This is a genomic window from Pseudomonas serbica (assembly GCF_028823535.1).
GTDB lineage: Bacteria > Pseudomonadota > Gammaproteobacteria > Pseudomonadales > Pseudomonadaceae > Aquipseudomonas > Aquipseudomonas serbica.
Genome location: NZ_JAQIYM010000005.1, coordinates 59504 through 84467, shown reverse-complemented (window position 1 = coordinate 84467; position 24964 = coordinate 59504). Strand labels below are relative to the sequence as shown.

Genomic DNA, 24964 nt, shown 5'->3' with positions numbered 1-24964 from the left:
TATGAGCTTGAATCCTAGAGACGTCGTGATTGTCGACTTCGGTCGTACTCCGATGGGCCGCTCCAAGGGCGGCATGCACCGCAACACCCGCGCCGAAGACATGTCGGCGCACCTGATCAGCAAATTGCTGGAACGCAACGTCAAGGTCGACCCGAGCGAAGTCGAGGACGTGATCTGGGGCTGTGTGAACCAGACCCTGGAGCAGGGCTGGAACATCGCGCGCATGGCGTCGCTGATGACCCAGATCCCGCACACCTCGGCCGGCCAGACCGTCAGCCGCCTGTGCGGCTCGTCGATGAGTGCCCTGCACACCGCCGCGCAAGCGATCATGACCGGCAACGGTGACGTTTTCGTGGTTGGCGGCGTCGAGCATATGGGTCACGTGAGCATGATGCACGGTGTCGATCCGAACCCGCACATGTCGCTGTACGCGGCAAAGGCTTCGGGCATGATGGGCCTGACCGCGGAAATGCTGGGCAAGATGCACGGCATCACTCGCGAGCAGCAGGACGCCTTTGGCGTGCGCTCCCACCAACTCGCCCACAAGGCGACCGTGGAAGGCAAGTTCAAGGACGAAATCATCCCGATGCAGGGCTACGACGAGAACGGTTTCCTGAAAACCTTCGACTTCGACGAAACCATTCGTCCGGAAACCACCCTGGAAAGCCTGGCGGCATTGAAGCCTGCTTTCAATCCGAAGGGCGGCACCGTGACAGCGGGTACTTCGTCGCAGATCACCGATGGTGCCTCGTGCATGATCGTGATGTCGGCGCAGCGCGCACAGGACCTGGGCATCCAGCCTATGGCGGTGATTCGCTCGATGGCAGTGGCAGGTGTGGATCCGGCGATCATGGGCTATGGTCCAGTACCGGCCACACAGAAAGCACTGAAGCGTGCGGGTCTTGGCATCTCCGACATCGACTTCTTCGAGCTCAACGAAGCTTTCGCCGCACAGGCCCTGCCAGTGCTGAAAGATCTGAAAGTGCTCGACAAGATGAATGAGAAGGTTAACCTGCACGGCGGCGCAATCGCCCTGGGTCACCCGTTCGGTTGCTCCGGTGCGCGTATCTCCGGCACTTTGCTCAATGTGATGAAGCAAAATGGCGGCAGCCTTGGGGTAGCCACCATGTGCATTGGTCTCGGCCAAGGCATCTCCACCGTCTTCGAACGCGTTTAAACGTTGCGTTGACGGAAGCCGGGGCCCAGTGCCCCGGTTTTTGTTTTTGCGGATTTTTTATTTTTTATTTTGAACGGACTTGAGTGAGGGCCGAAGCATGCCGATACAACCTGGGCTCTATCAACATTACAAAGGTCCGCAGTACCGTGTGTTCAGTGTTGCGCGGCATTCGGAAACCGAGGAAGAAGTGGTCTTCTACCAAGCCCTGTATGGCGATTACGGCTTTTGGGTGCGCCCCTTGAGCATGTTCCTGGAGTCCGTCGAGGTTGACGGCGAACAGGTGCCACGCTTTGCTTTGGTGCAAGCTGAACCGAGCGTTTTTCCGAAGCCGTAAGGGGAGGGCGCGCACAACCCTGCGCTTGACCTCACCTTGTAGCCACTATATATAGCGGTGCCGCGTCAGGCGCCAACCGCCTTTCACTTCTAGAATTCAGGAATTTTCTGATCCATGGGCAAATCGCTGGTCATTGTGGAATCCCCGGCTAAGGCCAAGACCATCAACAAGTATTTGGGCAACGAATACGTGGTGAAGTCGAGTATCGGCCATATCCGAGACCTGCCCACCAGCGGTTCGGCTAGCGCCAGCAAAGAGCCAGCCGCCAAGCGCGGCAAGGCTGCTGCGGGTGAAGCGCCGGCCTTGTCGCCGAAAGAAAAGGCGCGCAAGCAGCTGGTCGCTCGCATGGGCGTCGATCCCGATCATGGCTGGAAAGCCAAGTACGAGATCCTCCCGGGCAAGGAAAAGGTCATCGAAGAGCTGCGCCGGCTCGCCAAGGATGCTGACACCATCTATCTCGCAACCGACTTGGATCGCGAGGGGGAAGCCATTGCCTGGCACCTGCGCGAAGCCATCGGGGGTGACGACAGCCGCTACAAGCGCGTGGTGTTCAACGAAATCACCAAGAAGGCGATCCAGGAAGCCTTCTCCCAGCCAGGCGAGCTGGACATCGATCGTGTCAACGCCCAACAGGCGCGTCGCTTCCTCGACCGCGTGGTGGGCTACATGGTCTCGCCGCTGCTGTGGGCCAAGATCGCCCGTGGCCTGTCCGCCGGTCGGGTGCAGTCGGTTGCCGTGAAGCTGGTGGTGGAGCGTGAGCGGGAAATCCGCGCGTTCATCCCGGAAGAGTACTGGGAAGTCCATGCCGACCTCGGTACCGCCAAGGGCGCGACCGTGCGTTTCGACGTCGCTCGTGAGAAAGGCGAAGCCTTCAAGCCGCTCAACGAAGCCCAGGCCATGGCCGCGCTGGAGAAGCTCAAGGCTTCCAGCTACAGCATCGTCAAGCGCGAAGACAAGCCGACCAGCAGCAAGCCGTCGGCACCTTTCATCACGTCTACCTTGCAGCAGGCCGCGAGCAACCGCCTGGGCTTCGGCGTGAAGAAGACCATGATGATGGCCCAGCGTCTGTACGAAGCCGGCTACATCACTTACATGCGTACCGACTCGACCAACCTCTCGGTCGATGCCGTGACGATGGCGCGTACTTATATTGAAAGCGAGTTCGGCAAGAAGTACCTGCCGGAAACCCCGAATGTCTACAGCAGCAAGGAAGGCGCACAAGAGGCTCACGAAGCGATTCGTCCTTCTGACGCCAACACCGAGCCAAGCAAGCTGTCGGGCATGGAGCGCGACGCTGAGCGCCTCTACGAGCTGATCTGGCGCCAGTTCCTCGCCTGCCAGATGCTGCCGGCGCAATACCTGTCGACCACGGTCACCGTCGGTGCCGGCGACTTCGAGCTGCGTGCCAAGGGCCGTATCCTCAAGTTCGACGGTTATACCCGGGTCATGCCGCAAATCGCCAAGCCTGGCGATGACGACGTGCTGCCGGACATGGCCCAGGGCGACGTGATGAAGCTGATCAAGCTTGATCCGACCCAGCACTTCACCAAGCCGCCAGCGCGTTACTCGGAAGCCAGCCTGGTAAAAGAAATGGAAAAGCGCGGCATCGGTCGTCCTTCGACTTATGCGGCAATCATTTCGACCATTCAGGATCGCGGCTACGTGGCGCTGCACAACCGCCGTTTCTATTCGGAAAAGATGGGCGACATCGTCACCGAGCGGCTGTCCGAGAGCTTCTCCAACCTGATGGACTACGGCTTCACCGCCGGCATGGAAGAGAACCTCGATGACGTGGCCCAGGGCGAACGCGACTGGAAAAACGTGCTCGACGAGTTCTACGGCGACTTCAAGAAGAAGCTCGAAGTGGCCGAAAGCCCGGATAGCGGGATGCGTGCCAACCAGCCGGTGATGACTGACATTCCGTGCACCACGTGCGGGCGTCCGATGCAGATCCGTACCGCATCGACCGGTGTGTTCCTTGGTTGCTCCGGCTACAGCCTGCCGCCGAAAGAACGCTGCAAGGCGACCGTCAACCTGGTGCCGGGCGATGAAATCGCCGCGGACGACGAGGGTGAATCGGAATCCCTGGTGCTGCGCGGCAAGCATCGCTGCCCGATCTGCAGCACGGCGATGGACGCCTACCTGCTGGACGAGAAGCGCAAGCTGCACATCTGCGGTAACAACCCGGATTGCGACGGCTACGAAATCGAAGAGGGCACCTATCGCATCAAGGGCTATGAAGGTCCGAGCCTGGAATGCGACAAGTGCGGCAGCGAGATGCAGCTCAAGACCGGCCGATTCGGCAAGTTCTTCGGTTGCACCAACCCGACCTGCAAGAACACCCGCAAACTGCTGAAAAGCGGTGATGCGGCGCCGCCGAAGATGGACCCGGTGAAGATGCCTGAGCTGAAATGCGAAAAGGTCAACGACACCTACATCCTGCGCGACGGTGCCTCGGGCCTGTTCCTGGCCGCCAGCCAGTTCCCGAAAAACCGCGAGACCCGTGCACCGCTGGTGATCGAGATCGTGCCGCACAAGGATGAGATCGATCCGAAGTACCACTTCCTTTGCGAAGCGCCAAAGAAAGATCCGGATGGCCTGCCTGCCGTGATCCGTTACAGCCGCAAGACCAAGGAGCAGTACGTGCAGACCGAGGTCGACGGTAAGCCGACTGGCTGGAAAGCGTTCTACGACGGTGGCAAGTGGAAGGTCGAGGACAAGCGACCGGCCGCGAAGGCGTAACAACCGCCACACTGAAAAAGCCGCATGACAACCTTCGGGTTTTCATGCGGCTTTTTTGTTTGCGCAGGGTGTGTGTTTCCGGTCTGTCGGCAAACGCGGCCTTGAGTATTGCGCTGCTCTTTCGGGCTTCTTCGCTGGCAAGCCAGCTCCTACAGGGGAAATGCGGTCGGCTCCCGATCAGGCCGGCCTGTAGGCCGCCTCGCTTTTGCTTTGCTTGGCTTTTGATCTTGATTTTCTTGCCCCCCACGGAGCAGGACCGGAGCGAGGCACCGAACGCCAGGGGCAAGAGCGTTTGGTTACTTTGCGCTCTTCAAAGTGACCCGCTGTAAGAGCGGAACCCTAAGTGGCCGTTGCCGCAGGAATGGATATATCCGCGGTCAACAAACAGCAGGTCGGCTGTCAGGCCGCCATCGCTGGCTCCTACGGGGCGATGATGAGCCGGTATCTGCTTCAGGATTAGACAACGCTTGCGGGAGAGGGAGTTGATCCACGACACTGTCTGACCTGCGTGAAGCAATTATTTCGTTGTGGAGGCTGCCGTCATGGCCCACGAACTCTATACCCGTACCAACCAGAAGATTTATTTCGCCGGCCTGTCGCTGGAAGCTCTCGCCAAGGCCGAAGAGGGGCGGGCGATGAATTCCCTGGCGCTGATTCAGGCGGGGCGAGAATCGGCCCTGTTCCACCTGTACGGTGCCTTGCTGGGACTGTGTCACGAGATCGCCGGCTTCTATCGCTTGCCTCAGGCCAACGCCTCCCGGGCTGAGTCGCTGCTGACTCGCGAAGTGCTGGACAGCATCGCTATTCCGGAAATGGCCGAGATGGTCGAGCTGGCCAACAACCCGGAAACCTGGCTGGCCAAGCTGCTGGCGGCCCATGCCGCGTTGTTCCAGCCGCCACGAGCGCCGCGCAAGCCAAAGGGTGATGTGACGCAGCCGCTGATCCTGGCGGTAAACCTCGATGAAGAAGAGGCGCCTCAAGAGCTGGGTCGCGAGGAGCTGGAGAGCTGGCGGCAAAACCTGAAAAGCCTGGCCATCCGTTTTCGCGAAGGCTTGAACGAATGCTGAGGGAGTAAACAGCGCAGCGAACGACCCACGGGGTTGTTTGCTCGACTGCTGAGCTGTTTTTTGCGATGGCATCTGGTCAAGATCCCGAGCGAACCCTCGTCGATGCCTATATAATGCCCGCCTTTCGTGGAGAACAGACCTTTATGCCAACGTCCTTTCTAGAAATTGTCGAGTTACCAGACGGCCGAATCGAGCTGCGCAGGGCTGAGGACGAGGGTTCTCTGGTTACTTTGGATTTCTCCGAGGATGCCAAAGCCTTCCTGCAAGGCCAGCACGTGGAAGTCGCCAAGGCGATGTTGAGCGTTGGCGTGCAAATGGCAGGTCGCCTGGTTGAGGGCGATTTTGAAAAGGACGAAGGGCCGCGGGTTCTTCATTGACCCCGCCCGTCGGTTTTTACCGGCACCGCCTTCCATTGGCTTCTCCGTCCTGGCGGAAGCCCGGCACGTTCAGCGTGCGCCGTTAACCCAGTCGAATATTCAGGCTTTGAGCATCCCCGGTCCGGGCGGCGCTGATCAACTGTTGCCGCGCAGATGTACTCAACGGATTGAGCCAGCTGACCACCGTGTGGCTTCGGCCGAGGCGAAGGGCTTCGCAGGTCAGTTGCTGGGCGCTCTGGGCTCCGCGTGGTTGCAGCAGCAGGATGCGTTCGCGATTGAGGCCGGCGTCCCGCAACCAGGTCTGGGTCAGGCTGGCGGGTGGGGCGATCAGGGTCAGCCAACGTGCATCCTGGTCCTGGCTGAGTTCCCGCAGGATCGGCGCCAGAAGGTTCAGGCAGTTCCCGGCTGCACCACGCAGAGACAGTTCACTGAAGACCTCGGGTTCGGCGCTCCAGGGTGACTCGACCACTTCCTTCAGGATCGGCGCCAATGGCTGTGCCATGAACGCTTCGAACTGAAGCGGCAGTTGGGCTTGCTGTGGTGTCTGTGGGAACTGCATAAAGCCTCCTTTAGCGGCGAATGACGCCGACGCTCAAGCCTTCGATCACCAGTTCCTGATCTTTAAGGTTCACTTCGATAGGGGCAAACTCTGGGTTCTCGGCCAGCAGCCAGACTTTGCTGCCGTCGCGCTTGAAGCGCTTGACGGTCACTTCGTCGCCGATCCGCGCCACCACGATCTGGCCATTGCGGGCTTCGCGGGTGGTGTGGACGGCCAGCAGGTCGCCGTCGAAGATGCCCACATCCTTCATGCTCATGCCGTGTACCCGCAGCAGATAGTCAGCGCGCGGGTGGAAGAATGCAGGATTGATGTTGCAGGACTCTTCAACGTGTTGCTGGGCGAGGATCGGCGCGCCGGCCGCGACCCGGCCAATGATCGGCAGGGTGGAGTCGTCGGCCTTGGCCTCGAAGCCCGGAATGCGAATGCCGCGCGAAGCGCCTGGGGTCATTTCGATCGCGCCCTTGCGGGCCAGCGCCTTGAGGTGTTCTTCTGCCGCGTTGGGCGATTTGAAACCCAGTTCCTGAGCGATTTCCGCGCGGGTCGGTGGGTAGCCGTTGTCTTCCAGGCAGCGTTTGATGAAGGCCAGAATCTCGGCTTGGCGTGGCGTCAGCTTTAGCATATTGATCGCTCTGTCTTTTTATACAGTGACTGGGATTATATACAGTGGAACGGTCTTGGCAATGCCCCTTTTTTTGTCCGCCGCCAGACGGTCGCTCAACCTGCTGGTGGAAGCTTTGCGGTTGTGTGGTTAAATGTCTGACCGACCATTCGCAAAACGAACTGCCAGACTTGACAACACAAGGGCTGAAACGTATGTTTCAAACAAGTGTTTGTCAGGCGGAGTAGCCATGGCCCAGTCGGAAACCGTTGAACGCATTCTCGATGCTGCCGAGCAGTTGTTCGCGGAAAAAGGTTTCGCTGAAACCTCATTGCGTTTGATCACCAGCAAGGCGGGTGTCAATCTCGCGGCGGTGAACTATCACTTCGGTTCGAAGAAGGCGCTGATCCAGGCGGTCTTCTCGCGCTTCCTGGGGCCGTTCTGCATCAGCCTCGACAAAGAGCTGGAGCGGCGCCAGGCCAGGCCTGAAAACAAGCCTTCCCTCGAGGAGCTGCTGGAAATCCTCGTCGAGCAAGCCTTGGTGGTGCAACCGCGCAGCGGCAACGACCTGTCGATCTTCATGCGTTTGCTCGGGCTGGCCTTCAGCCAGAGCCAGGGGCATTTGCGTCGTTATCTGGAAGACATGTACGGCAAGGTGTTCCGCCGCTACATGATGCTGGTCAACGAGGCTGCGCCGCGCATCCCTCCAATCGAACTGTTCTGGCGCGTGCACTTCATGCTGGGTGCGGCTGCGTTCAGCATGTCCGGTATCAAGGCGTTGCGCGCCATCGCCGAAACCGACTTCGGGGTCAACACTTCCATCGAGCAGGTCATGCGCCTGATGGTGCCGTTCCTGGCGGCCGGCATGCGCGCCGAATCCGGCGTCACCGACTCGGCCATGGCCACCGCGCAGTTGCGACCTCGTAGCAAATCGACACCGGTTGCCGCCAAGGTTTAGCCGCTGATGGGTGGGCGCGGCGGCTTACATCCGATAAGCTAGCCGCCCATGCCGACTCTCGTTGTCAACCCGCTCCCGTTACTGATCGTCGACCTCCCGGGTATAGCCCAGGGCGGTGCATCGCTGCGAGCCGGGTATATCGTTATCAAGGAATTGCTATGACTGCTGGCCTGCAAGGCTCGTTGATGGTGGACGTCGCCGGTACCTGGCTGACGGCTGAAGATCGCCAATTGTTGCGTCAGCCCGAAGTGGGCGGCCTGATCATTTTCGCCCGCAACATCGAACATCCACGCCAGGTTCGTGAGTTGAGCGCGGCGATCCGCGCCGTTCGTCCCGACCTGCTGCTGGCGGTGGACCAGGAGGGCGGGCGGGTCCAGCGCCTGCGCCAGGGGTTCGTGCGACTGCCGGCGATGCGCGCCATTGCCGACAACCCTAACGCTGAATACCTGGCCGAGCAGTGCGGCTGGATCATGGCCACCGAAGTGCTGGCCGTTGGCCTGGACCTGAGCTTCGCCCCGGTGCTGGATCTCGATCACCAGCGCAGCGCGGTGGTCGGAACTCGTTCGTTCGAAGCTGATCCGCAGCGTGCCGCGCTGCTGGCCGGTGCGTTCATTCGCGGCATGAACGCCGCGGGCATGGCCGCCACCGGCAAGCACTTTCCCGGCCATGGCTGGGCCGAGGCGGATTCCCATGTCGCGATCCCCAATGACGAGCGCAGCCTCGAGCAGATCCGCGCCCACGACCTGGTGCCTTTCGCTAAATTGAGCAAGCAACTGGCTGCGGTCATGCCTGCCCACGTTATTTATCCACAGGTCGACGCGCAGCCCGCGGGCTTCTCCCGGATTTGGCTGCAGGACATCCTGCGTGGCGAGCTGCAATTCGACGGGGTGATTTTCAGCGACGACCTGTCCATGGCCGGTGCCCATGTGGTGGGCGATGCCGCCAGCCGTATCGAAGCAGCATTGACCGCCGGCTGCGACATGGGCCTGGTGTGCAACGACCGTGCGGCCGCCGAACTGGCCCTGAGCGCCGCTCAGCGACTGAAGGTCAAGCCGTCGGCGCGCATTGCGCGGATGCGTGGCCAGGCGTACGCGAGCACCGAATATCGCCAGGATCCGCGCTGGCTGGCTGCCGTGGGCGCGCTCAGGGATGCTCAGCTTATCGATTAACGGAGGGGCGCCATGACGGTCTACGCGATTATCGGCGGTACCGGCCTGACCCGACTGGAAGGCCTGGACATTCGTCAGTCATTGGCGCTGGACACTCCCTACGGCGCGCCGTCTGCCGAGGTGCAGATCGGCGAGTACGCCGGGCACGAAGTGCTGTTTCTCGCCCGGCATGGCCAGCCGCACCGCTTTGCCCCGCACCGGGTGAATTACCGCGCCAATCTCTGGGCGCTGAAGCACGCCGGTGCCGAGGCGATTCTTGCGGTCAACGCGGTGGGCGGCATTAACGCGGCGATGGGCACCGGGCATTTTTGCGTGCCGCATCAATTGATCGACTACACCAGCGGGCGCGAGCACACCTGCTTTGCCGACGACCTGGAGCCGGTCACCCATATCGACTTCAGCTACCCCTACAGTGAATCGCTGCGTCAGCGCTTGATTGCAGCGCTGGCGGCCGAAGGCGTTGGTTTCAGTGATCAGGGCGTGTATGCCTGCATGCAGGGACCGCGGCTGGAAACCGCTGCCGAGATCCTGCGCCTGGAGCGCGATGGCTGCGACATCGTCGGCATGACCGGGATGCCGGAAGCAGCCCTGGCCCGCGAGCTGGAACTGGATTACGCCTGCCTGGCGCTGGTAGTGAATCCGGCGGCGGGCAAGTCGGCATCGGTGATCAGCATGGCGGGGATCGAACAGGCGTTAATTGAGGGGATGGGCAAGGTCAGGTCGACGTTGGCGCGGGTGCTCAAAGGCTGAGCCAGGCGTGGGTCCGAGCCGCTCCCTTCGCGAGCAAGCCCGCTCCCACGTTTCGATTTTTGTGAATCCTCAATGGTTGGGGCAACACAAAGTCCAGGTGGGAGCGGGCTTGCTCGCGAAGGCTATCGGTCAGTCGCCGCAAGTCTCAGCGCTTCTCCAGTTTGTCCGGCAGCGGCGCAAACAACGCTTCAATATCATCGCTCTGCAGCTTCCAGTCCCCCGCCTGGCGCCCATCCAGCACGCCCGCCGCCAGGTCCGATTTTTCCTTCTGCAGGTGCTGGATCTTCTCCTCCACCGTGCCGCGCGCGATCAGCTTGTAGACGAACACCGGCTTCTCCTGGCCGATACGATAGGCGCGGTCGGTGGCCTGGTTTTCCGTGGCCGGGTTCCACCAGGGGTCGTAGTGAATCACGGTGTCCGCTTCGGTCAGGTTCAGGCCAACGCCGCCGGCTTTCAGGCTGATGAGAAAGATCTGACGCTTGCCGCTCTGGAATTCCTTCACGGGCGTGCGACGGTCGCGGGTCTGTCCTGTCAGCAGCGCGTAGGCCACGCCGCGTTTTTTCAGCTCGTCTTCGATCAGCGACAGCATTGAGGTGAACTGCGAGAACAGCAGGATGCGCCGGCCTTCCTCGAACAGTTCTTCGAGCATTTCCATCAGGCTGTCGAGCTTGCCCGAGGTGCTGCCCCGTGCCGGAAGGGTCGCGTCATTGACCAGGCGCAGATCGCAACACACCTGGCGCAGCTTGAGCAGTGCCTCGAGGATGATGATCTGGCTGCGGGCCACGCCTTTGCGGGTGATTTCGTCGCGGACTTTCTTGTCCATGGCCAGGCGCATGGTTTCATACAGGTCGCGCTGGGCTTCGTTGAGTTCGACCCAATGGATGATCTCGGTTTTCGGTGGCAGCTCGGTGGCCACCTGTTCCTTGGTCCGGCGCAGCAGGAACGGTTTTATCCGACCGTTGAGGTGCTGCAGTCGTACTTCGCTGGTGCGCTTTTCAATCGGGACGCGGTAATCGCGGTTGAAGCTTTTCACGTCGCCGAGCCAGCCAGGCAGGAGGAAATGAAACAACGACCAGAGTTCACCCAGGTGGTTTTCCAAAGGCGTACCGCTCAGGCACAAGCGCTGGCGGGCGTTCAGCTCGCGGGCAGCCTGGGCGGCCTTGCTGTTGGGGTTCTTGATGTACTGCGCTTCATCCAGCACCAGGACGTGCAGCGGCTGCGCCGCCAGGCGCTCGACGTCCTTGGGCAGCAACGCGTAGGTGGTCAGGATCAGGTCGTAGTCGGCCAGGTTGTCGAAATGCTTTTTGCGGCTGGCGCCGTACAACGCCAGCACCTTGAGTTGCGGGGTGAAGTGCGCGGCTTCGTCGAGCCAGTTGGGAATCAGGCTGGTGGGCATCACCACCATGCAGGGGCGATCGAGGCGCCCGGCGTTCTTCTCGCTGAGCATATGCGCCAGGGTCTGCAGGGTTTTGCCCAAGCCCATGTCGTCCGCGAGAATCCCGCCGACCTCCAGTTGCCGCAATGACTGCATCCAGCTCAGGCCTTCGAGTTGATACGGGCGCAGGGTTGCGTTCAAGCCGTCCGGTGCCGTGGCGGCGTAGTCCTTGATGTCACGCAGGCGCTGGGCAAAGGTGCGGATCTGCTCGCCACCTTCCCAGAGCAATGGCAGGTCTTCCAGCGCATTGAGGCGCGTGGCGTCGGCCTTGCTCAGGCGCAGTGTGGTTTCACCAGGCTCTTGCAGGTAAAACTCGCCGAGGGTCGCCAGTACCGGTTTCAGGCGGCCGAAGGGCAGGGCGACTTGCAAGGGGCCGTGCTCGGCGTTGGGCCGGTTGGGAATGTTGACCAGGATCAGCTCGTCGTCGCGCCGCCGGGTCAGGCGCTCCGGGTTGAGCAGTTCGGTGTGGGAGCGCATCAGGTTCAACAGGATCGGCAACAGGCTCAGCCGCTCGCCATTGACGATGATCCCCAGTTCCAGGTCGAACCAGTCCCGTTCCGGCGCCTGTTCGACCGTGGCGTACCAGTCGTCAACGGCGGTCAGGTCGAAGCCGAAGTCCTCGTTGATCTGCAACTCCCAGCCCTGGGTGCGCAACTTCGGCAGTTCATTGAGGGTGAAGGTCAACCAGGCGCTGTCATTGACCATCTCATACAGTTCCCCGGCGCTTTCGGGCAGGGCCTTGCTTTGCCGGGTGGCGATTTTGAAGCCGAGGATTCGCAGCTGTTCGCGGTAGGACTGTTCCACGTCCGGGTGGCGCTTTATCCGCAGGGTCTGGGTCTCCTGGCGAATCAGGATGTCGGAATTCTTCTGGCCTGAAACGTACTCGTCCAGATAACTGAAGGACAGCGCCGCGCGATGCTGGATGTAACGCTGCATTCGCCCGTTGCGCGGTTCGAAGGCGCTGAACTCGATGCTCGCCAGCCACAGGCGCGGTACCGGTTGCACATTGTCCACCAGCACTTGCGGTGGCGCCTTGGGGCTGCGGTTTTCCAGTACCGCCTGGAGTTTTTCCAGGAGTTCGGCGTCCTTGGCGGCGGCGGGGTAGTCGAGGGTTTCCTGCACTTGCAGGAGCACCGCCGCGCAATGTTTGCAGTTGCTGTGCACCGGGCAGGAGCAGGTGGCGTCAACCATCAGCAAGGTGCCTTTGGCCGACTCGCGCAGGCGAATGGTCTGACGGTAGACGTTGCCGCCAGAGCCTTCGCAGGCCGCGAGGATGGTCGAGTCGCCGACTTCGACGATCCTGACGCGATTTTCCAGTGCGTAGCGGCGACCACGTTCCAGGCTCTGTTCCTTGAATCGGCTGACCCAGGAAGGTGCCAGGGGTTTGCTCAGGGTCGCGGACATGGGGGCTTCAATCAGTCCGGAACGACTTCAGGGGCTTCCCGGGGAGCGGGCGCCGTCAATGACGTGATCTTGATCAGCAGGCCCAGGTGGCCGTTGTCGAGGAAGTTGAGCTGGCCGTTCTTGGTGTGGCTTTCCTGTTTCAGGCGTTCGCTGGCGGTGACCAGGCCGTCGTCGTTGAACTGGTTGACCCAGAAATCGGCGTCTACGTCAGTGAAGCGCCCAAGCGTCATGTTCAGGGTGCCTTCAATCGGGTACTGACCGAACTGCTCCTTGCCGTCGCTGACCGCGACCTTGACCGGTGTTTCGCCGAGGGTCTGTTGCCAGGCCTTGTGCAGCAACACGGTGTATTCATTGCTGGCGGTCAGTTTTTCCACTTCGCCATTGAGGCTCGGCGTGCGCAGGCTGTCAGGGCTGACGGCTTGCGCGCCGGCAGCCCAGTCTTCGGGCGCGGCACGGCTGACAATCGCCGGCACGGCATTCTGCCGCACCAGAATCATTTCAATTTGATACAGGTCATCGGCAAAGACCGACGGGGTGACCAGTGCTGTTATTAACATTGTCAACAAGGTCAGTGAGCGAAACAGGCGCATGCGGCGTCCTTCAAGCAGTTTTCGGGATGAGGCGCTCGAACAGCGCCTCTACAGTATTAAAGCGCTCTTCCGGGCGCTCCATCGGGACCTGGAACTTGAACATCGTGGCCCCTTCGAATTTGTAGCGTTTGGGCTGGCTCTGGATCAGCTTGATCAGGGTCAGCGGGTCGACCGGGGTCTGTGTCGCAAACTCGATTCGACCACCCTGCGGGCCGCCGTCGACTTTCTTGATGCCCAGCAACTCGGCCTGCAGTTTCAGCGCGGTGATGCGCATCAGGTTCTTGGTCGGCTCCGGCAACAGGCCGAAACGGTCGATCATCTCCACCTGCAAGTCCTTGAGGCCTTCCTCGTCTGTGGCCGAGGCGATGCGCTTGTAGAGAATCAGGCGGGCGTGAACGTCCGGCAGGTAGTCCTCGGGAATCAACGCCGGTACGCGCAAGTTGACTTCAGGACCGCCGCCCAGAGGCTGGTCGAGGTTGGGTTGTTCGCCCTTGCGGATCGACTTCACCGCGCGTTCGAGCATTTCCATGTACAGGGTGAAGCCGACCGCCTGGATCTGCCCGCTCTGACCATCGCCCAGCAATTCGCCGGCGCCGCGGATTTCCAGGTCGTTGGTGGCGAGCACGAAGCCCGCGCCGAGGTCCTGGGTGTTGGCGATCGCTTCGAGGCGCTTTTCCGCGTCTGCGGTGATCTGCTGGCGCGGTGGCGTCAGCAGGTAGGCGTAGGCCTGGTGGTGACTGCGCCCGACGCGGCCGCGCAACTGGTGCAATTGCGCCAGGCCGAACTTGTCGGCGCGCTCGATGATGATGGTGTTGGCGCTCGGCACGTCGATGCCGGTCTCGATGATGGTCGAGGCGATCAGCACGTTGAAGCGCTTGTGATAGAAGTCGCTCATCACCTGTTCGAGCTCGCGCTCGCGCATCTGCCCGTGGCCAATGCCGATCCGCGCTTCCGGTACCAGTTCGGCGAGGTCGGCGGCGCATTTCTCGATGGTCTTGACGTCGTTGTGCAGGTAGTAGACCTGGCCGCCACGCAGCAGCTCACGGAGCAGGGCCTCCTTGACCGTGCTCTTGTTCTGCTCCATGACGAAGGTGCGTACCGACAGGCGCCGGGCCGGCGGCGTGGCGATGATCGACAGGTCGCGCATGCCCGACACGGCCATGTTCAGCGTGCGCGGAATCGGCGTGGCGGTCAGGGTGAGGATGTCGACTTCGCTGCGCAGGGCCTTGAGCTGTTCTTTCTGACGGACACCGAAGCGGTGTTCTTCGTCGATGATCACCAGCCCCAGGTTCTTGATCTTGACATCGTCGGACAGCAACTTGTGCGTGCCGATGACGATGTCGATCTTGCCTTCGGCCAGGTCCGCGATCGCTGCATTCACTTCCTTGGCCGACTTGAAGCGGCTCATCACTTCCACGCTCACCGGCCAGTCGGCGAAGCGGTCGCGGAAGCTGTTGTAGTGCTGTTGGGCGAGCAGGGTGGTCGGTACCAGGATGGCCACCTGGCGACCGCCGTGCACGGCAATGAACGCGGCGCGCATGGCCACTTCGGTCTTGCCGAAGCCGACGTCGCCGCACACCAGGCGATCCATCGGCTTGGGCGCGAGCATGTCTTCGCGCACCGCTTCGATGGTGGTCTGCTGGTCCGGCGTTTCTTCGAACGGGAAACCGGCGCTGAAGGTGGCGTAATCGGCCTTCGGGTCGGCGAAGGCATAACCCTCACGGGCGGCGCGGCGCGCATAGATGTCGAGCAATTCAGCGGCGACGTCGCGCACCTGTTCGGCGGCCTTGCGCTTGGCTTTTTGCCAGGTCTCGGAGCCCAGGCGATGCAGCGGGGCGAGGGCGTCGTCGCTGCCGGTGTAGCGGGCGATCAGGTGCAGGTTGGCCACCGGCACGTAGAGCTTGGCGCCTTCGGCGTATTCCAGGGCGAGGAATTCGGCGGTCTGGTTGTCGATTTCCAGGGTGGCCAGGCCCAGGTAGCGCCCGACACCGTGATCGATATGCACCACCGGCGCGCCTTCGCGCAGTTCGGTGAGGTTCTTGATGACCGCATCGTTGTTGGCGTCGGCGCGTTTTTCGCGGCGCCGGCGCTGCATCACGCGCTGGCCGAACAGCGGACTTTCGGCGACCAGCGCCAGGGCCGGGTCGTCCAGTAGCAAGCCTTCGTCCAGCGGCGCGATGGTGATCGCCAGGCGGTCCTTGCCGGCGACGAAGTCTGGCCAGCTGTCGACGGTCTTGGGTCGCAGCTTCAGGCGTTCGAGCAGTTCCAGCAGCACCTCGCGACGGCCCGCGGACTCGGCGGTGAACAGTACGCGACCGGGGAACTCGTCGAGGAAACCGGCCAGCGCCGCCAAGGGTTGCGTGGCCTTGGCTTCGATGGCCAGGTTCGGCAGTTCCCGGGCCGGGAAGCGTTCGCGGCCGGCGCCGTTTTCCACGTCCTGTTGACTCGCCACCACCCGCGGCCAGTTTTTCAGGCGCGCGAAGCAGTCTTCCACCGGCAGGAACAGCTCGGCGGGTGGCAATAATGGACGGGATGGATCGACGCGTCGCTCTTCGTAGCGATTGCGCACGTCGTTCCAGAAGTTTTCCGCCGCCTGTTCGATGCCTGGCAGGGAGAACACCTGGGTGTCCTGGGGCAGGTAATCGAACAGGGTCGAAGTTTCTTCGAAGAACAGCGGCAGGTAGTACTCGATACCGGCCGGGGTAATCCCGCTGCTCAGGTCCTGGAAGATCGGGCAGCGCCGGAAGTCGACATCGAAGCGCTCGCGAAAGCGCGCCTTGAAGCGGGTGACCGCCTCTTTCTGCAGCGGGAATTCCTTGGCCGGCAGCAGCTTGACCGAATCGACCTTGTCGATGGAGCGCTGGTTTTCCGGGTCGAAGGTGCGCAGGGTCTCGATTTCGTCATCGAACAGGTCGATGCGATACGGCAACTTGCTGCCCATCGGGAACAGGTCGATCAGCGAGCCGCGCACGGTGAATTCGCCATGCTCGTACACGGTATCGACGTAGCGATAGCCGGTGGCCTCCAGGCGGGTGCGCATTTGCTCGACGTCGAGCTTCTGGCCGACATCCAGCACCAGGCTGCTGCCGAGCAGGAACTTGGTCGGCGCCAGGCGGTGCAAAGCGGTGGTGATCGGCACCACCAGCACGCCGTGCGACAGCTCGGGCAGCCGGTACAGGCTGGCGATGCGCTGGGAAATGATGTCCTGGTGCGGCGAGAACAGGTCGTAGGGCAGGGTTTCCCAGTCGGGGAAATGCAGCACGGGCAAATCCGGGGCGAAGAAACTCAGCTCCTGTTCCAGCCGTTCGGCACTTTGGCTGTCGGCGGTGAGCAGCAGGGTGAAGCGCTTGGCAGCGCTGGCGGCCTCGGCAATAGCCAGGCTCAGGGCGGCACCGGGCAGGTTGCCCCAGTGCTGTTTACCTGCCGCGGCAGGGAGAAGCGGTAGACGCAGAACGGGCACGGAAGGTTGAGCTCCAAGCGTTGCGACAAAGTCGGTAATTGTAGCGGTCCCGGGTGCCGCCTGTCAGTTGCAGACTGTGTCTATTACGCAGGTTTGGCGAAATGTAGTGGTAAAGACAAAAAACCACGGTTTTTTACCGGAAAAACCGGAATATGTAGTGGTAAAACCAGCAGGTGTTACGGAGGGTTACGGATAAGGTAGCGTTGTCTCCAAAAAATTGACTGCGCTGAAAGCCCCGGTTTCATTGGGCTTCAGCGATGCGTGATTTTTTTGAAGGGAAAATTGTTACGGATCGCACGACAGGCGCGCATTGCTACACGAGGCGTACGGCGGCATAATGTAGCCCCTTTTTTCTGCCCCTACATGTGGAAGGTTCCCGTGACTCAGAAGCCCGACCAGTGTCTTGGTGAATGGATCGACCGTGAAGCACTCGCAGAAGCGATGATTCCGCTTATCGGTCAGCTCTACCGCAATAACAATGTGGTGAGCTCGATCTATGGCCGCAGCCTGATCAATCGTTCAGTCATTGCGATTCTCAAAGCTCACCGCTTTGCCCGTCACCGTCAATCCGACGATGCCGAGCTGTCCGTCCACGAAACATTCCCGCTGCTCAAGGCGATGAGCGAGCTCAAGCTCGGCGCCGCTTCGGTAGACCTGGGCAAGCTGGCAGCCAAATTCAAGGCTGAAGGCAATGGCCGTACTGCCGAGCAGTTCGTCCGTGAAGAACTGGCCGACGTGGTTGGCCAGCAGAACGCCTCCGCCCGCAAAGGCACCGACGTTGTCCTGTACGGCTTCGGTCGTATCGGCCGTCTGCTGGCGCGCATCCTGATCGAGAAGACCGGTGGTGGCGACGGCCTGCGCCTGCGCGCCATCGTCGTGCGCAAGGGCGCCGAGAACGACCTGGTCAAACGCGCCAGCCTGCTGCGTCGCGACTCGGTCCATGGTCCGTTCGATGGCACCATCACCATCGATGAAGCCAACAACACCATCACCGCCAACGGCAACCTGATCCAGGTTATCTACGCCAAGAGCCCGGCCGAAGTCGACTACACCCAGTACGGCATCGAAAACGCGCTGATCGTCGACAACACCGGTGTATGGCGTGACGCCGACGGCCTGGGCCAGCACCTGGCCTGCCCGGGCGCTGCCCGCGTGATCCTCACCGCGCCTGGCAAGGGCGCGCTGAAGAACATCGTTCACGGCATCAACCATGGCGACATCACCCCGGACGACAAGATCATCTCCGCGGCTTCCTGCACCACCAACGCCATCGTGCCGGTGCTCAAAGCGGTGAATGACAAGTTCGGCATCGTCAACGGCCACGTCGAAACCGTTCACTCGTTCACCAACGACCAGAACCTGATCGACAACTTCCACAAGGGCAGCCGTCGTGGCCGCGCCGCGCCGCTGAACATGGTCATCACCGAGACCGGTGCCGCCACTGCAGCCGCCAAGGCGCTGCCAGTGCTCAAGGGCAAGCTGACCGGCAACGCGATTCGCGTTCCTACGCCGAACGTGTCGATGGCCATCCTGAACCTGAACCTGGAAAAGGCCACCACCCGCGAAGAGATCAACGAGTACCTGCGCCAGATGGCCATGCACTCGGATCTGCACAAGCAGATCGACTACGTCAACTCGCAGGAAGTGGTTTCCACCGACTTCGTTGGCTCGCGCCACGCAGGCGTTGTGGACGCTGAAGCGACCATCACCCAGGATAACCGCGTTGTACTGTACGTCTGGTACGACAACGAATTCGGTTACAGCTGCCAGGTGGTTCGCGTAATGGAAGACATGGCCGGTGTAAACCCGCCAGCATTCCCGCGCTAAGCCTTAGCTGCAAATAAAAACGCCCCGACCTTGGTCGGGGCGTTTTTGTTTGTGTGCCTTTCAGATTGTTCTTTCCGAATAAAAACATTCCTGTAGGAAAAAGACAGTTTCGTTTGACGAATCTTCTGAATCGTCTTTTTCACTTCGCCTCGGCAGTCGCAACGCTGTCAGCGTCCATCGCATCATTTCTGAACACCTTTCCAGGAATAAGGCGTTTGAAATGAATGCACGCTTGCAGCCCTCGTATTCTCCAGAGTCTCTGTGCAGTCTGGACAACTCTTGCTTCGCTGAGCGGCGGTTACAACCTCACTTCGTTAACTTTCCGGGCTCGGCCGCAAGTAGCGGAGTGGGAATTCAATGAAAAAAGGACATTTCATCGGTTTGAATGACCGAACCACCTGTGGTGGCCAGGTTCTCGATGGTGACACCCGGATCATGATGTTCGGCATTGCCCACGCCCGCGATGGTGATCGCGTCACCTGTGGAGAAGACGGGAAGACCTATCGGATCGTCGGCGGCATTTCGCACATGATCAGTCATGGAAAGGCCATGGCGGGCACGCTGGACAGTTACAGCAATTGCCCCTGCAAGGCTCGGCTGATCGCCACGGTGCTCACGGCAACTTATCAAAGTGCCTCAAGCCCTTCGCTGCAAGCTACGAGGGTCGCGGAAGTTGAGTTTTGTTCTAAATACTCAGCACGATATATTTCGAGGGAAAATATCCCCTGGCCACTCAACAGGAGGTCCTGGCCACCTTTTCAAAGATGATAATTTCTTTATGCAGTTTGACTGGACTGTATCAGGGAAAAGTCATTGCATAAGGATTAATCCTGAGTGGCCAACGACCAGCATATACATTGGAGCAGATGGGGTTTTCGATACTGGTCGCACTAGTGCAGCCGATTCAAATCGGTTAACGGACTGCCCTCGACAATGAGTACCACATAAAGGGGTGGAGTCCTTGCCCGTGTTTGTAAATAAATCCCGATCTCGGTACTTGTGGAGGTTTTGGATTCCGTTTTTACCCTTGCTGCTGCCATTGTTGCTATTGCAACTGATGGCTCTCTGGAATGCCTATGTTCTACCCAGTGCAACCGTCCATTATTCTAAAAATGGCGCAAGCGAACTGCGGATCTTCTGGAATGTGCAACATCGGATATACAAAGGTGGGATGCCTCCCGGAAACAGTACAACGGATCATGGGTTCTTGTTTCCAGATGAGAAGTTTTTCATGGAAATATCCTGGTGGAGCAAAACCGTTCGCCCCCACTGCATCAACATAACCCCGAAGTGGCCAAATACGCACATCTACCTCGATGCGAACGGCGATATTGATCTCAGTGTAGGCAGCGGCACTGATTTAGATCGCTTGAAACAATGCACCACTGACTACGCGCGCCCCTGAAAGGTGCCGAAGCATGAGCGAACGCCGTCTCCTGGTCCGATCGGGACTGGCTTATATCATTTTAATCTGTCCACTCATCATTTAAGAATTATCTAAAATCCAATGCAAAGTTCAATTCGCCATAAAAAATAAAAACCACCAATAAAAATAACAGGTTGCCGCCAAGTTTGGCTCTAACACATGCCGTGGATCCAATCATCAATCCGCTACATATTTGACGTCATTTAATTGCTCCATTCATTTACTTGACACCCCCAAGCACTGAATCTAGTGTCGCCCATGACACCGCCCGCTCTGCCTCGGGCATTACGAACGTCATGCTTTACAGCAACTCTCCAAAAAGACGGGAATCCCATTTCCGCTCACATCACAATAAAAATCACATCAATCAGCGTCGGCTTAATTGCCGTGCACAGACCCATTACGTTTTGCTCACCCTGCCAAAAGTGTTTTCGCAGTCAGGCCCGCTATTGCCTGGCTGATATGCGGTTGGTCTATCGGGAGAGTCGAACATGGCGGAAGAACGATCGAAGTTGTTGTCGCTGTTACCGCGCCTGGTGGGGTTGGGTGTGTTGGGGTTTGTTGTCTGGCTGTTGATGTCGACTTTGCTCATGCCACTGGTGTCAGCCTCTGCCACCCGGGCGATTCTGAATGCGCCGGTGATTCTGTTGACCACGCCGATTGATGGCGTGGTGAGTTCCCTGGCGGTCAAGCCGGGGGTGACGTTTACCCAGGGCCAGAAGATTGCCGTGGTGGAAAACCCGCGGGCGAATCAGGAAACCTTGTTGACCCTGCAAACCCGGCGCCTGACGTTGGAGCAGCAGTTGTCGTCTTCGGCCAGTCAGGCCGAGCACGATCAGCGTTATTACGAGGAGCTGGAGAAGACCAGCCAGCAGTACCAGGCCGCCTTTCATACCCGCCAGCTCTACACGCAAAAAGCCCTGAAAGCCGAGAACAGTGCCGCCAGTGCGCGGTTGATCGATGCCCAGGAAACGGTCGAGCGCAATCTCGAGTTGTTCGTCCAGGGTGCGGTCAGTGGGGCGGTGGTGGCGTCGTCGAAAGCCCAATTGGCGTCGTTGCAGGGCGCGGCCGAGTCGGTGCGTTCGCAGTTGCGGATCACTGATGGTGACGTCAGTGCGGCCAACAAGCGGGTCTACCTCGATCCCGATCAACTGCGCATGTTCGATCTCAGTGCGCAGATGACCACGCTCAAGCTCAGCCTGGAGAATCAGGCGCGCAACCGGGCGACCTATCAGCAGGAACTCGCCAACCTCAACCAGCTGATCGATACCGAGCAGAACCGGATCAAGTTGATGGCCGGCTACGACGTCGTGGCGTATTCACCGGGGACCGTCCAGGAGCTGCTGGCGCCCCAGGGCACCCTGGTGCAGGCTGGCTCGACCCTGCTGCGGGCCACCGATTGTGCGCAGAGCTACGTGATTGCGGTGTTCCCCGAGCGCATGGCCAGCAAGATCGACCGCGACAGCGTGCTCACCGTGAAAATCCGCGGCCTCGACCAGCCGCTCAAGGCCAGTGTGGTGCAGTTGCTGTCCAGTGCGTCGGACATCCGCGCCAATACCTACAGCGTGCCGTTTCCCTATGCCGAGCAGAATTCGGTGTACGTGGTCGGCACCTTTGCCACTGACCTCACGGACAGCCAGCGTGCCATGACCTGCAACCCGGGGTTGTGGGCCAGTGCCGAGGTGTCGCGGCCATGAATATTCTATTGCGAGCGATGGTGGGGCTGACGTTGATGATCGGCGCGGCAAGCGGATGGGCCGCGCAAGCCCGGCCGCAACTGGCGGCAATGACCTGCGCCGCCCTGGATCAGGCCGTGACATCGCAGCCAGCGGGCCCGGTACTGCTGGCCAGTTATCCGCCGCTGGATGGCCAGCCCGCGCCGATCCTGGCGTTGCGCGGCGTGGCGTTCACCTACGACAACGCACTGGCCAGCATCGCCCTGTTTGCCTGCGGCAAGGCCGAATCGGCGCGGCGGATTGCCGATGCGTTGGCTTTCGCCACGCGGCACGATCCGGAGTACCAGGACGGACGCCTGCGCAACGCCTACGCCGCCGGCCCGGTGGCCGCGCCGTCGATGAAGTTGCCGGGCTATTGGAGTGTCGAGCGCAACGCCTGGAACCAGGACGCCTATCAAGTCAGCAGCGCCACCGGCAATCAGGCCTGGGCGGCACTGGCCCTGTTGGAGGCCTATCGACAGAGCGGCGAGGCGTCCTATCTTGAGGCCGCGCGCAAAGCCCTGCACTGGTCGCAGCAAAACACCTACGACGGGCAGTCGCCCGCCGGATTCAGTGGCGGCTATTACGGGTACTTTGACAAGCAGGTCCAGCAGAACTGGAAATCCACCGAGCACAACGTCGACCTCGCGGCGGCGTGGTCGGCACTCGACGCAGTCGCGCCGAATCAGGACGCAGCGAAACAGGCGCGGATCGCCCGGCAGTTTGTCGCGAGCCAATGGGATGCCGGGGAAGGGCGCTTCCTGATCGGTACCGGCGCGGATGGTCAGACCTCGGATCGCGTGCGCTCAGGGCTCGACGCACAGATCTGGCCCTTGATCGCCCTGCATGAGCCGCCCAAGGACTGGCGGCGGGTCTTCGCCTTCATCGACCAGGCGCACCGTGCCGGCGAAGGTTACGGTTTCAACCGCGACCCCGATGGCCTGTGGACCGAAGGCACCGCCCAGGCCGCTGCGGTGGCGCGCTTGAGCGGCCTGGGTGACAAAGCCCAGCCGCTGTGGCGCGTGCTGCTGGCCCAGCAGGCCGGCAACGGTTGGCTGTTCGCCACGCCGCAAGCACGTATCAGTACCGGGCTGGCGATAGGCCCGGACTCGGTCAGCAACGATTTTTTCTATTACCACCTGCCTCACTTGGGCGCCACAGCGTGGGCGGCGATTGCCGCCACCGGCGTCAATCCCTTTACCGGTTCGCAAGAGGCTGACTGACATGCAGGCACTGGACTCGCTGCAACTGCTGCAAATCAATGTCTGGACCCTGGCGGCGGTGATTCTGTTCACCTGCCTGACCCACCGTGATCAATGGGCCGCGCGGGTCGGTTTCGGTGCCATCACCGCCTTCCTGCTGATCAATTATGCGGCCTGGCGGATTCGCGACACTTTGCCCGACGGTCATTCCGGATTCGCCACGGTCTGGGCCTACACCTTCCTGTTCTTCGAGATGCTGGCGATTGGGTACACGCTGTTTTCCATCGTCGTGATGCTCTGTCGCACCGATCACCACAAAGCCGCCGATGCCGGCGAACGCCGCCTGCGCCAGCAAGGCAACGCGGTGCCGGCGGTGGATATCTTCATCGCCACCTACAACGAGGGCCTGGAAATCCTCGAAAAAACCATTATTGCCGCCCAGGCCATCGACTACCCGAACTTCACCATTTGGGTACTCGACGACACCCGGCGCGACTGGTTGCGTGACTACTGCGCCGAGATGGGGGTGCAGTACGCGCGGCGCCCCGACAACTCCCACGCCAAGGCGGGCAACCTGAACAACGGTCTGCGCCAGTCGGCGGCCCTCAGCAATGCGCCGTACATCCTGGTGCTCGACGCCGACTTTGCACCGCAGCAGCCAATCCTCTTGCGCACCCTGGGGCTGTTCGACGACCCCAGGGTCGGCCTGGTGCAGACGCCACAGTTCTACTACAACCCCGATCCGATCCAGCACAACCTCGGCACTTCAGCCTGCTGGGTGGATGAGCAGCGGGTGTTCTTCGATGTGTTCCAGCCAGCCAAGGATGGTTGGGATGCGGCGTTTTGTGTCGGTACGTCCTTCGTGGTGCGACGCGATTTGATTACCGACATCGGCGGTTTTCCTACAGGTTCGGTCTGCGAAGACATCTACACAACCTACCGGTTGCTGCAGAAAGGCTACGTCACCCGCTGGTTGAACGAGCGCCTGTCCATTGGCTTGTCTGCCGAAGGCTTGACCGAGTACATCAATCAGCGCGGGCGCTGGTGCCTGGGCACGATCCAGGTGGCGCTGCTCAAGGAAGGCCCGTTGCGCGGCAGCGGCTACACGCTCAATGACCGGCTGCACTATATCCATGGGCTGATGCACTGGTTTTCCAAGCCGTTCATTTTGATGATGCTGGTGTCGCCGGTGCTGTACTGGTACTTCGGCATCGCCGGGTTCTACGCCAATCCGGTGGATTTCCTGGCGTTCGGCATGCCGGCGCTGATTGCCTTCTGGGGCTACGGGACCTGGGTGACGGACCGGCGAACCTTGCCAATCTTCACCGAGGTCACGCAGATCGTGGCCTCGCTGGCGGTCACGGCGACCATCGCCAGCGCCATGCTTCGTCCGTTCGGCAGGCCGTTCAAGGTCACCGCCAAGGGCCTGGACCGGACGAAAACCATGGTCCACTGGAAGCTGTTCGGCTTCTTCCTGGCCCTGACCCTGCTGTCCCAGTTCGGCGCCTACGTCGCCATCAGCACCGCCGCCGCGTTCGACGGCAACATGCTGTTCAACCTGTGTTGGACGGTGGTCGCGCTGGTGTACAACCTGGCGACCCTGGTGGCCTGTGTCGACCGGCCGCGCTTGCATGGCGAAGAGCGTTTTCCGTTCGACAAGCCCACCGGTTTTCGTTTTGGCGGCAAGGTCCTGGCGGGCCGCCTGGTGGATATCTCCCTCAGCGGCGCGTCGCTGAACTGCGCCTTCGCGTCCTCGATCAAGCCAGGCCTGTGCGGCCAGATATGGGTCGACAAGCTGGGCTGGCTCGACGTTGAAGTCATGCGCAATCACGGCGCGGACCAATTGGGCCTGAGGTTTGCCGACCTCGACGAAGGGTTGCGGCGGCAACTGATCGCCCGGCTGTTCAGTGACGCCACGATCAACGTGGTCAGCAAGGCGCAACCGGCACAGGCCTTCGGCACCTTGCTGCAGCGCTCGTTGATCGGCGAAAAACGCCTGGCGCCGCGCGTCGCCAAGCCGGCCAGGGCACCGACCTATGTCCCTGCACCGCGCTGGCGGCCCATCAGTGTGCGTTCGCGTAAGCAGGCGCTGCCGCACATCAGTGTCGGCCGGACGGGCCTGTGGTCGTTGCTTCTTTCCCCCTTGCGAGCTTTGCTCGGCCAACGTTTCTAGG

The 24964-nt window shown here is 60.9% G+C and carries 19 protein-coding genes; 14 read left to right on the top strand and 5 right to left on the bottom strand.

All coding sequences use genetic code 11. The features are described from left to right. Position 1 precedes the first annotated feature (1 nt). From fadA to NQL71_RS09430, 5 genes are all read left to right on the top strand, one after another. Positions 2-1177, top strand: a complete 1176-nt coding sequence (gene fadA, locus NQL71_RS09450) for an acetyl-CoA C-acyltransferase FadA (RefSeq protein ID WP_046819511.1) — start codon at positions 2-4, stop codon at positions 1175-1177. A 97-nt stretch (positions 1178-1274) separates the two neighbouring features. Further along, the gene (locus tag NQL71_RS09445; protein ID WP_046819512.1) at positions 1275-1511 is read left to right on the top strand and encodes a DUF1653 domain-containing protein; all 237 of its coding nucleotides are present in this window, start codon (positions 1275-1277) and stop codon (positions 1509-1511) included. A gap of 114 nt (positions 1512-1625) precedes the next feature. Next, complete coding sequence (topA, locus tag NQL71_RS09440; protein WP_046819513.1) at positions 1626-4253, top strand: type I DNA topoisomerase; 2628 nt, start codon at positions 1626-1628, stop codon at positions 4251-4253. Between the two features lie 542 nt (positions 4254-4795). After that, a complete protein-coding gene (locus tag NQL71_RS09435) occupies positions 4796-5320 on the top strand; it encodes a DUF6586 family protein (RefSeq protein ID WP_046819514.1) in 525 nt (174 codons plus the stop codon). 143 nt (positions 5321-5463) lie between these two features. Further along, positions 5464-5697, top strand: coding sequence for a hypothetical protein (locus NQL71_RS09430; protein ID WP_046819570.1), 234 nt, complete (start codon positions 5464-5466; stop codon positions 5695-5697). An 82-nt stretch (positions 5698-5779) separates the two neighbouring features. Here NQL71_RS09430 and sulA read toward each other — a convergent pair whose 3' ends face one another. Both sulA and lexA read right to left on the bottom strand, forming a co-directional pair. Continuing rightward, a complete protein-coding gene (gene sulA, locus NQL71_RS09425; RefSeq protein WP_077183933.1) occupies positions 5780-6256 on the bottom strand; it encodes an SOS-induced cell division inhibitor SulA in 477 nt (158 codons plus the stop codon). A 10-nt stretch (positions 6257-6266) separates the two neighbouring features. After that, on the bottom strand, positions 6267-6875 hold the full coding sequence (gene lexA / locus NQL71_RS09420) for a transcriptional repressor LexA (RefSeq protein WP_046819516.1): 609 nt from the start codon (positions 6873-6875) through the stop codon (positions 6267-6269). 229 nt (positions 6876-7104) lie between these two features. Here lexA and NQL71_RS09415 point away from each other — a divergent pair, with 229 nt between their 5' ends. The 3 genes from NQL71_RS09415 to NQL71_RS09405 all read left to right on the top strand — a co-directional run bounded on the left by NQL71_RS09415 (position 7105) and on the right by NQL71_RS09405 (position 9731). Then, positions 7105-7812 (top strand): TetR/AcrR family transcriptional regulator, encoded by a 708-nt coding sequence (locus NQL71_RS09415; RefSeq protein ID WP_008064449.1) that lies wholly within the window; start codon positions 7105-7107, stop codon positions 7810-7812. A 158-nt stretch (positions 7813-7970) separates the two neighbouring features. Continuing rightward, positions 7971-8981, top strand: coding sequence for a beta-N-acetylhexosaminidase (gene nagZ, locus NQL71_RS09410; protein WP_046819517.1), 1011 nt, complete (start codon positions 7971-7973; stop codon positions 8979-8981). Positions 8982-8993: 12 nt separating this feature from the next. After that, a complete protein-coding gene (locus tag NQL71_RS09405; protein WP_274642560.1) occupies positions 8994-9731 on the top strand; it encodes an S-methyl-5'-thioinosine phosphorylase in 738 nt (245 codons plus the stop codon). A gap of 145 nt (positions 9732-9876) precedes the next feature. Here the strand turns inward: NQL71_RS09405 and NQL71_RS09400 are convergent, their stop codons facing one another. Genes NQL71_RS09400 through mfd form a run of 3 tightly spaced genes read right to left on the bottom strand, consistent with a single transcriptional unit; the run spans position 9877 to position 16620 of the window. Continuing rightward, a complete protein-coding gene (locus NQL71_RS09400; RefSeq protein ID WP_274642559.1) occupies positions 9877-12570 on the bottom strand; it encodes a DEAD/DEAH box helicase in 2694 nt (897 codons plus the stop codon). Between the two features lie 11 nt (positions 12571-12581). Next, positions 12582-13160 (bottom strand): CsiV family protein, encoded by a 579-nt coding sequence (locus NQL71_RS09395; protein WP_274642558.1) that lies wholly within the window; start codon positions 13158-13160, stop codon positions 12582-12584. A gap of 10 nt (positions 13161-13170) precedes the next feature. Next, positions 13171-16620 (bottom strand): transcription-repair coupling factor, encoded by a 3450-nt coding sequence (gene mfd, locus NQL71_RS09390; RefSeq protein WP_274642557.1) that lies wholly within the window; start codon positions 16618-16620, stop codon positions 13171-13173. A gap of 363 nt (positions 16621-16983) precedes the next feature. Between mfd and NQL71_RS09385 the strand changes: the two genes are divergently transcribed. The 6 genes from NQL71_RS09385 to NQL71_RS09360 all read left to right on the top strand — a co-directional run bounded on the left by NQL71_RS09385 (position 16984) and on the right by NQL71_RS09360 (position 24963). Continuing rightward, the gene (locus tag NQL71_RS09385) at positions 16984-18447 is read left to right on the top strand and encodes a glyceraldehyde-3-phosphate dehydrogenase (protein ID WP_046819522.1); all 1464 of its coding nucleotides are present in this window, start codon (positions 16984-16986) and stop codon (positions 18445-18447) included. A gap of 357 nt (positions 18448-18804) precedes the next feature. After that, positions 18805-19215 (top strand): PAAR domain-containing protein, encoded by a 411-nt coding sequence (locus tag NQL71_RS09380; RefSeq protein WP_166618968.1) that lies wholly within the window; start codon positions 18805-18807, stop codon positions 19213-19215. Positions 19216-19414: 199 nt separating this feature from the next. Continuing rightward, positions 19415-19852 (top strand): hypothetical protein, encoded by a 438-nt coding sequence (locus tag NQL71_RS09375; RefSeq protein ID WP_235431882.1) that lies wholly within the window; start codon positions 19415-19417, stop codon positions 19850-19852. Between the two features lie 512 nt (positions 19853-20364). After that, positions 20365-21570: an HlyD family secretion protein gene (locus NQL71_RS09370; RefSeq protein ID WP_166618967.1), complete on the top strand. Its 1206-nt coding sequence runs from the start codon at positions 20365-20367 to the stop codon at positions 21568-21570. Further along, positions 21567-22811 carry a hypothetical protein gene (locus tag NQL71_RS09365; protein WP_274642556.1) on the top strand — a complete coding sequence of 415 codons (1245 nt, stop codon included), beginning with the start codon at positions 21567-21569 and terminating at the stop codon, positions 22809-22811. The genes NQL71_RS09370 and NQL71_RS09365 overlap by 4 nt, the downstream gene beginning before the upstream one ends. Position 22812: 1 nt before the next feature. Continuing rightward, the gene (locus NQL71_RS09360; RefSeq protein ID WP_077183919.1) at positions 22813-24963 is read left to right on the top strand and encodes a glycosyltransferase family 2 protein; all 2151 of its coding nucleotides are present in this window, start codon (positions 22813-22815) and stop codon (positions 24961-24963) included. Position 24964: the final 1 nt, after the last annotated feature.

Excerpts from the sequence above, each read along its gene's own strand:
- NQL71_RS09380 (WP_166618968.1), top strand. The coding sequence starts at position 18,805 with ATGAAAAAAGGACATTTCATCGGTTTGAATGACCGAACCACCTGTGGT.
- NQL71_RS09445 (WP_046819512.1), top strand. The coding sequence starts at position 1,275 with ATGCCGATACAACCTGGGCTCTATCAACATTACAAAGGTCCGCAGTAC.
- nagZ (WP_046819517.1), top strand. The coding sequence starts at position 7,971 with ATGACTGCTGGCCTGCAAGGCTCGTTGATGGTGGACGTCGCCGGTACC.
- NQL71_RS09405 (WP_274642560.1), top strand. The coding sequence starts at position 8,994 with ATGACGGTCTACGCGATTATCGGCGGTACCGGCCTGACCCGACTGGAA.
- NQL71_RS09430 (WP_046819570.1), top strand. The coding sequence starts at position 5,464 with ATGCCAACGTCCTTTCTAGAAATTGTCGAGTTACCAGACGGCCGAATC.
- sulA (WP_077183933.1), bottom strand. The coding sequence starts at position 6,256 with ATGCAGTTCCCACAGACACCACAGCAAGCCCAACTGCCGCTTCAGTTC.
- NQL71_RS09435 (WP_046819514.1), top strand. The coding sequence starts at position 4,796 with ATGGCCCACGAACTCTATACCCGTACCAACCAGAAGATTTATTTCGCC.
- NQL71_RS09360 (WP_077183919.1), top strand. The coding sequence starts at position 22,813 with ATGCAGGCACTGGACTCGCTGCAACTGCTGCAAATCAATGTCTGGACC.
- NQL71_RS09395 (WP_274642558.1), bottom strand. The coding sequence starts at position 13,160 with ATGCGCCTGTTTCGCTCACTGACCTTGTTGACAATGTTAATAACAGCA.
- NQL71_RS09365 (WP_274642556.1), top strand. The coding sequence starts at position 21,567 with ATGAATATTCTATTGCGAGCGATGGTGGGGCTGACGTTGATGATCGGC.
- NQL71_RS09370 (WP_166618967.1), top strand. The coding sequence starts at position 20,365 with ATGGCGGAAGAACGATCGAAGTTGTTGTCGCTGTTACCGCGCCTGGTG.
- NQL71_RS09400 (WP_274642559.1), bottom strand. The coding sequence starts at position 12,570 with ATGTCCGCGACCCTGAGCAAACCCCTGGCACCTTCCTGGGTCAGCCGA.
- NQL71_RS09385 (WP_046819522.1), top strand. The coding sequence starts at position 16,984 with ATGTGGAAGGTTCCCGTGACTCAGAAGCCCGACCAGTGTCTTGGTGAA.
- fadA (WP_046819511.1), top strand. The coding sequence starts at position 2 with ATGAGCTTGAATCCTAGAGACGTCGTGATTGTCGACTTCGGTCGTACT.
- NQL71_RS09415 (WP_008064449.1), top strand. The coding sequence starts at position 7,105 with ATGGCCCAGTCGGAAACCGTTGAACGCATTCTCGATGCTGCCGAGCAG.
- topA (WP_046819513.1), top strand. The coding sequence starts at position 1,626 with ATGGGCAAATCGCTGGTCATTGTGGAATCCCCGGCTAAGGCCAAGACC.
- lexA (WP_046819516.1), bottom strand. The coding sequence starts at position 6,875 with ATGCTAAAGCTGACGCCACGCCAAGCCGAGATTCTGGCCTTCATCAAA.